Origin of the sequence: Duncaniella dubosii (genome assembly GCF_004803915.1) — a bacterium.
Classification (GTDB): domain Bacteria; phylum Bacteroidota; class Bacteroidia; order Bacteroidales; family Muribaculaceae; genus Duncaniella; species Duncaniella dubosii.
On record NZ_CP039396.1, the window covers coordinates 2808454 to 2820809 of the forward strand.

Genomic DNA, 12356 nt, shown 5'->3' on the forward strand with positions numbered 1-12356 from the left:
TGAATTGTTGTTGTATCTTATTGATATTCAATTGAATATGCAAATTTTACCGAACTATTGTAAGATGAATTGTCATTTCCGCCTGAGCTTCGACTGTTGCGGTGACATAGCCGACGTATGAAATGGTTAGTTTGCTGCCTTTGGGAACTGAAATTGTAAACTGGCCGTCAATGTCTGTGGCCGCTCCGGATTTAAGGGTTTCAGAGAATACGGATGCTCCGATCAATGGTTCGTCGTCAGTCTTTGAAAGAACTGTTCCATGCACCGTGATGTTTTGTGCTTGTGCGCCTATCGCAGCTAATAGCAGAAAGAACGCAAACAGGATTGATTTTTTCATGTCTATTATGATTGGTAAAAATTTCTGACGCAAAGTTATTGATAGAGTAGCGTTTGCGTCTTTCACTCATGTTGCATCGGATATTAAAAATCGGTCATGGCTGAATTTTTAATATATAACGCAACATTATTACTATTGTGTCGCACACGTATGTAGTGAGCTCTATGATACATTATTACTATGTCATCATGCAGGAACAGTGCGAACTGCATGTCCCTGCATGATATGTCAAGTCTGCTATGTTGACAGACTTGGCTTAAACAATCCTATTTCGCAGCTATGCGGTCGCGAAGTTCCGATGGGGTTTCGCCAAAAGCCTCTTTGTAGCAGCGTGTGAAATAGGCTGGAGTCGAAAATCCGACTTCGTAGGCGATTTCACTGATTGATTTCTGAGTGGTGGTCAGCATTTCGCGTGAGCGTTTGAGACGGATGTTACGCAGAAGTTCTACCGGAGTATAATTGGTGAGAGCCTTTATCTTGCGGTATAATTGTGAGCGTCCAAGCCCCATGTCTGACGCAAGCCGGTCGATATTAAGGTCTGGATTACCCATTTCAGCCGACACGATTTCAAGGAAACGTGCATAGAATTCGTTTTCGGTATCGGGATTTACCTTAGGTTTAGGTGTCTCGGCCGTCTTTACAGACATAGGAGATGGATTTCCCCATACATTTTTGATACGTCTGCGGTTCTCGATCAGATTCCGGCAGCGTGATTTCAGCACAGTGGTGTTGAACGGTTTTGCCACATAACCGTCAGCTCCGCTCTCATAGCCTTGGGCTCTTTGCTCGTCCATAGAGCATGCTGTCAGAAGCAGTACGGGGATATGTGAAGTGGATATCTCATCCTTGATTTTCCTGCAACATTCAAGTCCGTCCATGACAGGCATCATCACGTCGCAGACAATCAGATCCGGCACATATTTCGCTGCCAGTCGCAGGCCTTCTCTTCCGTTTGATGCAAAAATGACGGTATATTCATCGGAAAGGAGTTGTCCGAGCATATTGCGGATATCTTCATTGTCGTCGATTACGAGCAGAAGCGGTTTGTCAGTGTCAGTTTGCTGCCGATTCGTATCTATTTCTCCAAGTTCCGTTTCCACATCGGTTCCAGAAATCGCTTTTTTCGTCGTAAAGTTTCTTGTCTCAGCCACATGTCTTACGGGGAGTTTTACCGTGAACCGCGACCCTTCGTTCAGACGGCTTTCTACTTCAATGCTGCCTTCATGCAGTTCGACAAAAGCTTTTGCGAGAGACAGACCAATGCCTGAGCCGTTTGGATGGATTTTGTCTACCTGATAGAATCGGTCGAAGATATTGTCGATGTCTTCGGCAGCTATTCCCCGGCCGGTGTCGGCTACTGACAAAACGAGCTTTTCACTGCCGTCGCAATTGGCGGAAAATTTAATCTTTCCGTTATCAGGAGTATATTTGAACGCGTTGGACATCAGATTAAAGAACACACGCTCGATTTTTTCGACATCGATGGCTATCGAAAAGTTGTCGGGGAGATGGATGTCAATATTCAGTTTGATATCTCTTTTACGGGCAATTGCAAGAAACGAATCGGCCCAGTCTGCCAAAAGCGGCTTGAGACTTACTTCCTCAAGGTTTATATCCAGTTTGCCGTTTTCATATTTTCTGAAATCGAGTATCTGATTGATGAGCCTGTGAAGAATTCTGACGTTCTTGTGGGCTATCTTTACCAATGTATGTTGCTGTGGAGTAAGGTTATCGGCTTTGACAAGTTGCTCAACCGGTTCTGCAATTAGAGTGAGAGGAGTTCGCAGGTCGTGGGATACATTAGTGAAAAATATCAGTTTTGATTGTGTGGCTGCATTGAGTTGTTCGTTGAGCGCTTTTTGCGTATCACGTTGTTCCTCAAGTAGTCGATTCTGCTCCATAAGTTCTTTCTGGTGGCGCTGACGTTGCCAGAATATTCTCAGGAACAGGAATAATACTCCCAACAGCAGAACCACGATGGCAATCGCCGCATAGAACAGAGAGGTCTGTGCTGAATGCTTGTTCCAGAAATCATCAACCTGACTTTTAAGCGTCTTTATTTTTGCAGAATCTTCTTTGAGTGATTCATTCTGCAGCAGAAGTATGTCAGCATTGCTTATATCCACAGGCGATGATATCGGGAAAGTCGAGACTCTTTCGTATGGTTCTCCTTTGAGTATTGCCAATGCAGTCCTTATGACCCGATAGCCTTCAGTCGGATAGAGAAATGTTGCATCAATCACACTGTCGGCCACAGCTTTTATGCCTATTTCCGGGGCTGCGTCGATACCGATGACCTTAATGTCGAGTCCATGTTTTTTTGCCATTTCGGATGCCGCGATAGCCATGCGGTCGTTATGGGCATAGATAAGATCGATATCTTTACAGACAGTAAACATTGAATCGCATACGCTTGCCGCATCATCGTAATTCCAATTGCCGTATGCTGATGCGATTACACTGATGCCTTCCTCTGTAGCCCCTTCGATGAATCCGTCGTGACGCTCTTTGGCCGGTGTTGAGCCTGCAAGTCCGTAGATTTCTATCACTTTCCCGCCTTTGCCTATAAGATGACGGCCATAATGTGCGGCTGATTTACCGATGCCGAAATTATCAACACCCAAGTATGCGGTATAACTGTCGCCGTTGATGTTGCGGTCAAAAATAATAACCGGCGTCCCGGACTCATACACCTCTTTTATTATAGGGGTTATGGCATCTGCTTCATTGGGTGCGGCGATGATTATGTCGAAGCCATTGTCTTTGAAATAGCGTATGTCGGATATCTGCTTTTCGTTGCTGTCGTCTGCGGAGCGTATTTCTACTGTCGCTTCGGGATGGAACATTATCTCTCGGTTGATTTCGTCGTTCATTTTTGCACGCCAGTCATCCTGACTGCATTGCGACACACCGATCCGATAAGTCTTTTTCTCATGGCATGAGGACAAGAGTGCAGAGAAGGATATGATTGTCAGAAATAATAAATAAATCCTTTTCATGTGGTTTCAGATTATTAGGCATGGGGTAGGTTTCTTTCGATGTGTGCAAAGATAATGATAATAATATGAAAAACAGAGCCTTCACTTATAAATTTTGTGCGATGCAACATTTGTTGCACCTTATGCACGATTTTTAATACTTGCTGTCTGGGATAGTTAGTAGATTTGCATTGTCAAAACAAACAACGACAAAACCTTATTATAAATATGAAAAAAATTTCCAATATCATGATGACTCTGGTTACTGTGGCAACCGCCATGACCGGGAACCAGAATGCAATTGCAGGAAACGGAGTGGAAGTCGAGCATCTCGGCACAAACAATACTTTGGTACGGGTTACATCCGATGGAAAGTATCTTATACTTCCTGTTCAGGAATCCAACGAAGAAGCTGCTGTCAATGTACTCGTAGATGGCCGGCTCGATAAAACACTGAGTGTCCGTCTTGCAAAATCAAAGGTGGATTATACTGTTCCTCTGAATATTGAAAAGTACAAAGGAAAGGAACTCCTTTTAAATGTAGTGACTTCTCAGAACCGTTCGTCTGTCCGTGAAGCGAAGGAAGACGCATGCTGGAGCAATTTTGTAGTCTCCGATACTTTTGATGTCTCAAATCGTGAGAAATTTCGTCCGGCATATCATCACACTCCTATATACGGCTGGATGAACGATCCTAACGGAATGTTTTACAAAGATGGCGTGTGGCATCTGTGCTACCAGTGGAATCCCTATGGTTCAAAATGGCAGAATCTTTCGTGGGGACATTCGACAAGCCCTGACCTGATTCATTGGACCCGGATGGACGATGCAGTTATCGAGCCTGACGGCCTCGGCCTGATTTTCAGCGGTAGTTCCGCTATTGACAAGGAAAACAGTGCCGGATTCGGTAAAGATGCCATAGTAGCCATGTATACCTCGGCTGCCGCCAGTCAGATTCAAAGTCTTGCATGGAGCGATGACGATGGCATGACATTCAATAAATATCCGGGCAATCCTGTCCTTACGCTCAATAGCGAGGCTCGTGACCCGAATATGTTCTGGAATCCCGACACGAAAGAATGGACTTTAGTGCTCGCACATGCGCTTGACCATGAAATGCTGATTTTTACATCTCCCGACATGAAAGAATGGACTTTGCAGAGTCGCTTTGGACGTGGACTTGGTGCGCAGGACGGTGTATGGGAATGTCCCGACCTGTTTGAACTTCCGGTAGAGGGTACAGATGAGAAGAAATGGGTGTTGCTCTGCAACCTTAATCCCGGCGGTCCCTTCGGCGGAAGTGCCACACAGTACTTTATCGGTGATTTTGACGGCAAAACATTTGTATCTGATACGGATGCGTCGGGCAATGTACCTACAAAATGGCTCGATTTCGGCAAGGATCACTATGCTACTGTAAGCTTTAGCGATGCTCCCGATGGCCGTCGGACAGTGATAGGCTGGATGAGCAACTGGCAGTATGCCCCCGAAGTACCTACCATGCAGTTCAGAAGTGCGAATACCCTCCCGCGCGAAATCGGACTTTTTCGTGGAGCTGATGGCGAGATTTATGCCTCTTCAACACCTTCGCCCGAACTTGAGGCGCTTCGCGACAGACTTACACTTGATGTAAAGTCAAAAAAGATAGGGAAGAAGCCTGTATCGTTCCGTTTGCCTTCAGAGAATGATGGCGTCTGCGAAATATTGGCGGATGTCAATCCGGGCAACGCAGCTAAAGTCAATCTCGAACTCTCGAACAGCAAGGGTGAAAAAGTGGATATGATTTATGATGTCAATGCTCGGACATTGTCGTTTGACCGTCGTGAAAGCGGAATCGTTGATTTCAGTCAGGATTTTCCTTCTGTTACGGTGTCGCCCACTTTTGGTGACGGCAAAAAGATAAGCCTCCGTATTTTCATTGACCGTTCAAGTATTGAAGTCTTTGGCAACAACGGACGTTTCGTGATGACGAACCTTGTTTTCCCTAATGAACCATATTCCGCCTTATCTGTAAAGTCGGAAAACGGTACAGCTAAACTATCCGATTTGCGGATTTATTCAATTAAGTAAGCCAGTTTTTGTAAATTCATTGAAAAATAAAATCTGAAATATGGAAGTTACTCAACCTTTAGCTACCGATAAAAAAAGCACTCTGTTGCAGATTGCCCCTGTGATGTTATGCTTTTTCGCGATGGGATTTGTGGATCTTGTCGGAACTGCCTCAAACTACGTGCAGAAAGACCTCGGACTTACTGATTCGCAAGCCAACCTGTTTCCCTCGCTTGTATTTTTCTGGTTCCTGATATTCTCTGTGCCGACCGGCATGCTGATGAATAGGATCGGACGTAAGAAGACCGTGCTGTTGAGCCTCGTTGTTACTGCGGCATCTCTGATAGTCCCCATTGCGGATGACGGTTATATGACAATGCTTATCTCGTTCTCTCTGCTCGGCATCGGTAATGCCATCATGCAGACTTCTCTGAATCCCCTCGTCACCAACCTGATCAGTGGCGATAAACTTGCTTCGACTTTGACTTTCGGACAGTTCGTAAAGGCTATCGCGTCGTTTCTTGCCCCGATACTTGCCGCATGGGGCGCTACGACTTTCCTTCCGACTTTCGGCCTTGGATGGCGCGCGCTGTTTGTGATTTACGCAGTGATTTGTTTCCTCTCCATTTCGGCTCTCGGAGCTACTCCTATCGAGGAGGAGCGTCCCGACAAGGCTTCCGGTGTAGGGGAGTGTCTGAGACTTCTTGGCCGTCCATTTGTGTTGCTGTGTTTCCTTGGCATAATATGCCATGTCGGAATTGATGTCGGCACCAATACAACTGCTCCGAAGATTATCATGGAGCGCATGGGGCTTCCTCTGGAAGAAGCCGGTTTTGCAACAGGTATCTATTTCATATTCCGTACTGTCGGTTCGTTTGCCGGCGCATTCATCCTTCGTTCGGTCTCATCGAAACTTTTCTTCGGCCTAAGTGTTGTAATGATGCTTGTGGCAATGGTGATGCTTGCCGTCTGTGATACTATTACCCCGATTTATGTGGCTCTTGCTCTTATCGGATTTGGTAATTCCAATATTTTCCCGATAGTATTTTCTCAAGCTCTTATAAGTTCTCCCAAAGAGAAGAATGAGGTTTCCGGACTTATGATTATGGGCCTTTTCGGTGGCACTGTGTTCCCTCTTGCTATGGGATATGCTGCAGATGCTGTCGGCCAGATCGGTGCTGTAGCTGTCATGGCTGTCGGTGTAATCTACCTGCTTTACTATACAATTAAGATTAAAACCATTAAATAATAGAAAGAATCATGAAAGACTATGTAGTCGGAATGGGAGAGGCTCTGTGGGATGTTCTCCCCGAGGGAAAGAAGATCGGTGGCGCTCCTGCCAATTTTGCATATCACGTGTCGCAGTTCGGGCTTCCCAGCTGTGTGGTAAGTGCGGTCGGCGATGACGCTCTTGGAAAAGAAATCCTTGAAAATTTCACTTCAAAAGGTCTGAATCAGTTGATAGAGACAGTCCCTTATCCGACAGGTACTGTACAGGTTGAAATCGATCAGGCCGGAATACCCCAGTATGAGATAAAAGAAAACGTGGCATGGGATAATATTCCTTATACCAACCGCCTCGAAGAACTTGCAAAAAAGACAAAGGCTGTATGCTTCGGTTCTCTTGCTCAGCGCAATGTAGTATCGCGCAACACGATAAACCGTTTCCTTGACGTAATGCCGAAGACGGATGACAGTCTTGTCGTGTTTGATGTCAATCTTCGTCAGGGTTTCTACAACAAAGAAATTCTGTGCAGTTCGATGGAGCGATGCAATATTCTCAAGATAAATGATGAGGAACTTGTGACAGTCAGCCGAATGTTCGGATATCCCGGAATCGACCTTCAGGATAAATGCTGGATTCTGCTTGGAAAATATAATCTCAAGATGCTGATTCTTACCTGTGGCATAAACGGAAGCTATGTTTTCACTCCGGGAAATGTATCGTTTCAGCCGACCCCTAAAGTGGAAGTCGCTGATACGGTCGGAGCAGGCGACTCCTTCACTGCGGCCTTTATCTCAAGCATCCTTAAAGGCAAATCCGTCGCTGATGCACACGCTCTTGCCGTCCAGACCTCCGCATTCGTGTGTACACGACAAGGTGCTATGCCAATCCTCCCCGCTGAATTTACTGCATGATCTAGATACAGATGTATTGAATGCAATCAGCCTCTGAGATAATTCCGTCTCGGAGGCTGATTATTTTGTATGACGGGTATGTCATAAAAATATAGAGTGTAACATTTAAGCTACACTCCATTTATATGTATTTAGATTGTTCTAAATTGATGGATTACTTCTCTTCCTCAAATCTAACCATATATGATTACAATAGTTCGGTAAAATTTGCATATTCAATTGAATATCAATAAGATACAACAACAATTCAATATCAATGCAAACTATTGTGTATCAGTGCGATACAGCTATGCCTGCTCAAAAATTACCGAACTGTTGATTACCAATATATTGGTATTGCATGGTACAAATATGGATATTCAAATTCGTAGGAATGACATCGGTTACTTTGCCGTTTTCTATCTCGGAAGGATAGTTGAAGCCCAGTCGGGAAGCTCCTCAACATAGCGTTTCACAAGCTCTCCTTCGCTCAGTCGGAAGAGAAGCCTCGCTTCCGCATCCTCAATTGAATTGTCATAGACATATAGCCTATCGACATATGGAGCCAAGGCTATACAGTTTGCGATGGACTTTTCGTAGCGGGATATGATTTTGGGAATAGGCACATCATGACCGCCATTTAGCACGCGGTTAGCGACTCGCTTAGCATTTATAGAGGGGGATTCGGTGGAGACAAAGAAGAGACGGATGAAGAATCCGGCTTGCTTCGTTCTGAGAATATAATCGATTTTGTCGGTGGCTGACATCACAGTCTCAAAGATATGGCTCTTGCGTTCAGCAAGACATTTTTCCCTCCATTCGTTGCAATAGTTTGCGGCTTTCAGAATAGACTCCTGATTATTCCAATACGCCGAACACATCGCGGGCAACATTGTCGGGATTGATGTATTCCGAATCTTCTATCCATTCATGGTGGAGAATTTTGGAGGTCACAGATGTTTTACCCGACCCGTTGGGTCCGGCAATAACAATAAGAACAGGACGATGTTTACTTGCAGCCATTGCGGAGTCGATTAAGCGTTTCTTCTACTCTTGCACGGGCTTCTTGAGTAGCTGCCTCAATCCCGGCAGCCACGCGTTCGGCCGCGCGGCTGGTGCTTTCGCGCGCATCTTCGGCAACCTCACGCATAATCTGAGCCATGCGCTCGTCACCCGGCTCCTCCATCGACGTGAGTCGATAGCTGTTCATCTGCTCTTCCGACATAATATAATCTTTTCTTAATTCAACGCCAAATATACGAAAAAAGTCTGAAACGACCTTTCTTTTTAACAATGCTCTATTACTCATGGTTATATGAATATAGCCGTTTTGGCGTTTCCTCCACAAAGGAATATCAACGTCAAAATGAGTATCAGTACAAATATAAGCTAAAATCCATAAAAACAAGTATCTGGAGCGAAGAGTAGAAATAAAAATGGAGTGTGACTCGCTGAGCCACACTCCATTTTATTATCGTTGATTTGGTGTCTCTTATTTCACCTCTTCGAATTCTACGTCATCAACGTGGCCTTCGCCGGGGTTGTTGGGCTGTGATGCACCGGGATTAGCTCCGGGCTGTGCGCCGGCTGCCTGCTGTGCGTTGAGAATTTCCTGCTGGATAGCACCGAATGTATTCTGGATTTCGGTGATTGCAGAGTCGATAGCTGCGATATCCTGAGCCTTGTGAGCTTCTTTAAGCTTATTGAGGGCATTGTCAATCTGAGCTTTCTTGTCGGCAGGAATCTTATCGCCAAGTTCCTGAAGCTGCTTTTCTGTCTGGAAAATTACAGTATCGGCGTGGTTGAGTTTGTCGATCTTTTCCTTTTCCTTGGCATCAGCTGCAGCATTGGCCTCAGCTTCTTTCTTCATACGTTCGATTTCAGCGTCTGTAAGACCGCTTGAAGCTTCGATTCGGATGCTCTGTTCCTTGCCTGTTGCTTTATCCTTGGCTGATACGTTGAGGATACCGTTGGCATCGACTTCGAAAGTAACTTCAATCTGAGGAATACCACGGGGTGCGGGTGCGATTCCGTCAAGGTGGAATTTACCAAGGGTCTTGTCATCCTTAGCCATAGGACGTTCGCCCTGAAGCACATGGATTTCGACAGAAGGCTGGTTATCGGCAGCGGTCGAGAATGTCTCGCTCTTACGGGTCGGAATAGTTGTGTTTGCCTCGATCATCTTGGTCATCACGCCACCGAGTGTCTCGATACCGATTGACAGAGGAACAACGTCGAGAAGAAGCACGTCTTTCACATCGCCTGAGAGGACTCCACCCTGAATTGCTGCGCCAACGGCCACAACTTCGTCAGGGTTAACACCCTTGGAAGGAGCTTTACCGAAGAATTTCTCAACAACCTGCTGGATAGCCGGAATACGGGTAGAACCACCTACGAGGATTACTTCGTCGATATCCTTGGCTGTCATGCCGGCATCCTTCAACGCCTGTTCGCAAGGCTTGATGGTTGCCTGAATGAGCTTATCGGCGAGCTGTTCGAACTGTGCGCGGGTGAGAGTCTTTACAAGGTGCTTGGGTCCTGTGGCGGTTGCAGTGATGTAAGGAAGGTTGATTTCAGTCGATGTGGTCGATGAAAGTTCAATCTTAGCCTTTTCTGCAGCTTCTTTAAGACGCTGAAGTGCCATAGCATCCTTGCGGAGATCAATGCCTTCTTCCTTTTCAAACTCGTTGGCAAGCCAGTCGATGATTACGTGGTCGAAGTCGTCACCGCCGAGGTGAGTGTCACCGTTGGTCGATTTTACTTCAAACACACCGTCGCCGAGTTCAAGGATTGAGATATCGAATGTACCGCCACCGAGGTCAAACACGGCAATCTTCTGATCCTTGTCTGACTTGTCGAGGCCATAGGCAAGCGCTGCGGCTGTAGGTTCGTTTACGATACGCTTTACTGTAAGACCTGCGATTTCGCCGGCTTCCTTGGTCGCCTGACGCTGAGAGTCGTTAAAGTAAGCGGGGACGGTGATGACTGCTTCGGTCACTGACTGGCCGAGATAGTCTTCAGCTGTCTTCTTCATTTTCTGAAGAATCATGGCTGAGATTTCCTGCGGAGTATATTCGCGGCCGTCAATGTCGACACGGGAGTATTATTGTCGCTGCGAACCACCTTGTAAGGTACGCGTTCGATTTCTTTTTCTACCTGATTGTAAGTCTCGCCCATAAAGCGCTTGATAGAGTTGATTGTGCGCTTGGGGTTTGTGATAGCCTGACGCTTGGCAGGGTCACCTACTTTACGTTCGCCACCGTCGACGAATGCTACGATTGAAGGTGTAGTGTTGCGGCCTTCGCTGTTAGGAATAACGACTGGGTCGTTACCTTCGAGGACTGAAACGCATGAATTGGTTGTTCCAAGGTCAATACCGATAATTTTTCCCATAATGAGTAGATTTATTTTTGTTTGTTCAATTATTTAATGTCTAATGTTGCCGGTGTAGGACGTTTCCCGTCGGGGAATCCTTTTTCCGACATTCAATAATGTAACAAATTTTATGCCAAAAATGTTGATTGAAATCTAACTCTCTTTTTATCAAATTTTTGTAAAAAGCGACAATCTGACAAAATTACTGACACGACATGTCAAGACGGCAGTTTGGCAGTAGTGGAACAAGCTGGCTTCGGTAAAATTCGTAGCGGTTATGGCTTGTAGAATAAGAAAAGTATAAAGATAGGAGAGGGAGAATGAGGTGGGCTTTGGATAGAATTAGGCTATTTAGGTTTTAATGTATAATCGTTAGGTCAATAAAATAATTATAAAAGAAATTATGCAACTTAGGGTTACAGTGCTCATAACAATTCGATTCCTGCTTCCGCACACTTCCTGATCTGGTCCTCCGGCCATATTGAAGCTTGTACTTCTCCGATATGGGCTTTGTGGAGAAGGAACATACAGAGACGGCTCTGGCCGATACCTCCGCCGATGGAGTAGGGCAGTTTGTCTTCAAGTAGCATTCGGTGGAAAGGGAGTTCGGCGCGTTCGGCACAACCTCTTATTTCGAGCTGTTCGACGAGTGATTCAGGACTTACGCGGATACCCATTGACGAAATTTCAAACGGAATTTCAAGCACGGGATTCCAGAGGATGATGTCGCCGTTGAGTCCGTGATAGCCTTCTTCGTTGAGTGAGATCCAGTCGTCATAGTCGGGAGAGCGTCCGTCGTGTGGCTCGCCTCCGTCGATTGGCGCGCCTATACCTATAATAAATATAGCGCCGTGTTCCTTTGCTGTTATTGCTTCGCGCTCGCGAGGTGTTTTGTCGGGATAGCGTTTGGCGAGTTCTTCGGCATGGACAAATGTGATTTCCTGAGGAAGTACTGGGGTGATGTGTGGAAAGCGTTCAAACACCATTTGCTCAACTTCGAGCAGGGTGCGGTAGATGGTGCGTACAGTCTCCTTCAGATAGGATAGTGTGCGGTCTTCCTTGCGGATACTTTTTTCCCAGTCCCACTGGTCGACATAGAGCGAGTGGATGTTGTCGAGGTCTTCGAACGTCCGGATCGCATTCATGTCGGTATATAGTCCGTAGCCTGGAGCGATGTCGTATGCGCCGAGTTTGTAGCGTTTCCATTTGGCAAGCGAGTGGACTACCTCGGCTGTTTTCCCGCCCATTGCATCAATGGTGAATGACACGGCTTGTTCAACTCCGTTGAGATTGTCGTTAAGACCAGTCCCTGTCAAAAGGAAGAGCGGGGCGGTGACACGACGCAGCTTAAGCTCTCTGGCAAGAGTTGTCTGAAATGCGTCTTTGACCATCTTGATTGCAACCTCGGTTGTTTCAGGGAGGAGTTTGCGGTGATATTTCTTGGGAAGAATAAGGGGCATGATAGAGTCGTTTGATGAATAATTTTATTGTTTTTGGCA

Annotated in this window: 9 protein-coding genes and 1 pseudogene; 3 read left to right on the forward strand and 7 right to left on the reverse strand. The window is 46.0% G+C overall.

Annotated elements, in window-relative coordinates:
- Nucleotides 1-46 precede the first annotated feature (46 nt).
- Both E7747_RS12555 and E7747_RS12560 read right to left on the reverse strand, forming a co-directional pair.
- Nucleotides 47-337: a carboxypeptidase-like regulatory domain-containing protein gene (locus E7747_RS12555; RefSeq protein ID WP_136416325.1), complete on the reverse strand. Its 291-nt coding sequence runs from the start codon at nucleotides 335-337 to the stop codon at nucleotides 47-49.
- Between the two features lie 266 nt (nucleotides 338-603).
- Complete coding sequence (locus E7747_RS12560) at nucleotides 604-3336, reverse strand: hybrid sensor histidine kinase/response regulator transcription factor (RefSeq protein WP_136416327.1); 2733 nt, start codon at nucleotides 3334-3336, stop codon at nucleotides 604-606.
- A gap of 207 nt (nucleotides 3337-3543) precedes the next feature.
- Between E7747_RS12560 and E7747_RS12565 the strand changes: the two genes are divergently transcribed.
- Genes E7747_RS12565 through E7747_RS12575 form a run of 3 tightly spaced genes read left to right on the forward strand, consistent with a single transcriptional unit; the run spans nucleotide 3544 to nucleotide 7503 of the window.
- Nucleotides 3544-5385: a DUF4980 domain-containing protein gene (locus tag E7747_RS12565; RefSeq protein ID WP_228449158.1), complete on the forward strand. Its 1842-nt coding sequence runs from the start codon at nucleotides 3544-3546 to the stop codon at nucleotides 5383-5385.
- A gap of 40 nt (nucleotides 5386-5425) precedes the next feature.
- Nucleotides 5426-6613 carry an MFS transporter gene (locus tag E7747_RS12570; protein ID WP_228449159.1) on the forward strand — a complete coding sequence of 396 codons (1188 nt, stop codon included), beginning with the start codon at nucleotides 5426-5428 and terminating at the stop codon, nucleotides 6611-6613.
- A gap of 11 nt (nucleotides 6614-6624) precedes the next feature.
- Complete coding sequence (locus E7747_RS12575; protein ID WP_136416329.1) at nucleotides 6625-7503, forward strand: carbohydrate kinase family protein; 879 nt, start codon at nucleotides 6625-6627, stop codon at nucleotides 7501-7503.
- 398 nt (nucleotides 7504-7901) lie between these two features.
- Here the strand turns inward: E7747_RS12575 and E7747_RS12580 are convergent, their stop codons facing one another.
- The 5 genes and pseudogenes from E7747_RS12580 to asnA form a co-directional block, all read right to left on the reverse strand.
- Nucleotides 7902-8363, reverse strand: coding sequence for an AAA family ATPase (locus tag E7747_RS12580; protein ID WP_317130198.1), 462 nt, complete (start codon nucleotides 8361-8363; stop codon nucleotides 7902-7904).
- Complete coding sequence (locus tag E7747_RS17365) at nucleotides 8341-8505, reverse strand: zeta toxin family protein (RefSeq protein WP_290396254.1); 165 nt, start codon at nucleotides 8503-8505, stop codon at nucleotides 8341-8343. The genes E7747_RS12580 and E7747_RS17365 overlap by 23 nt, the downstream gene beginning before the upstream one ends.
- On the reverse strand, nucleotides 8492-8692 hold the full coding sequence (locus tag E7747_RS16655) for a hypothetical protein (RefSeq protein ID WP_228449160.1): 201 nt from the start codon (nucleotides 8690-8692) through the stop codon (nucleotides 8492-8494). Before E7747_RS16655 ends, E7747_RS17365 begins: the two co-directional genes overlap by 14 nt.
- A gap of 282 nt (nucleotides 8693-8974) precedes the next feature.
- Nucleotides 8975-10875, reverse strand: a pseudogene (gene dnaK / locus E7747_RS12590) (molecular chaperone DnaK).
- Nucleotides 10876-11282: 407 nt separating this feature from the next.
- Nucleotides 11283-12317 (reverse strand): aspartate--ammonia ligase, encoded by a 1035-nt coding sequence (gene asnA, locus E7747_RS12595; protein ID WP_136416333.1) that lies wholly within the window; start codon nucleotides 12315-12317, stop codon nucleotides 11283-11285.
- Between the last annotated feature and the right edge of the window lie 39 nt (nucleotides 12318-12356).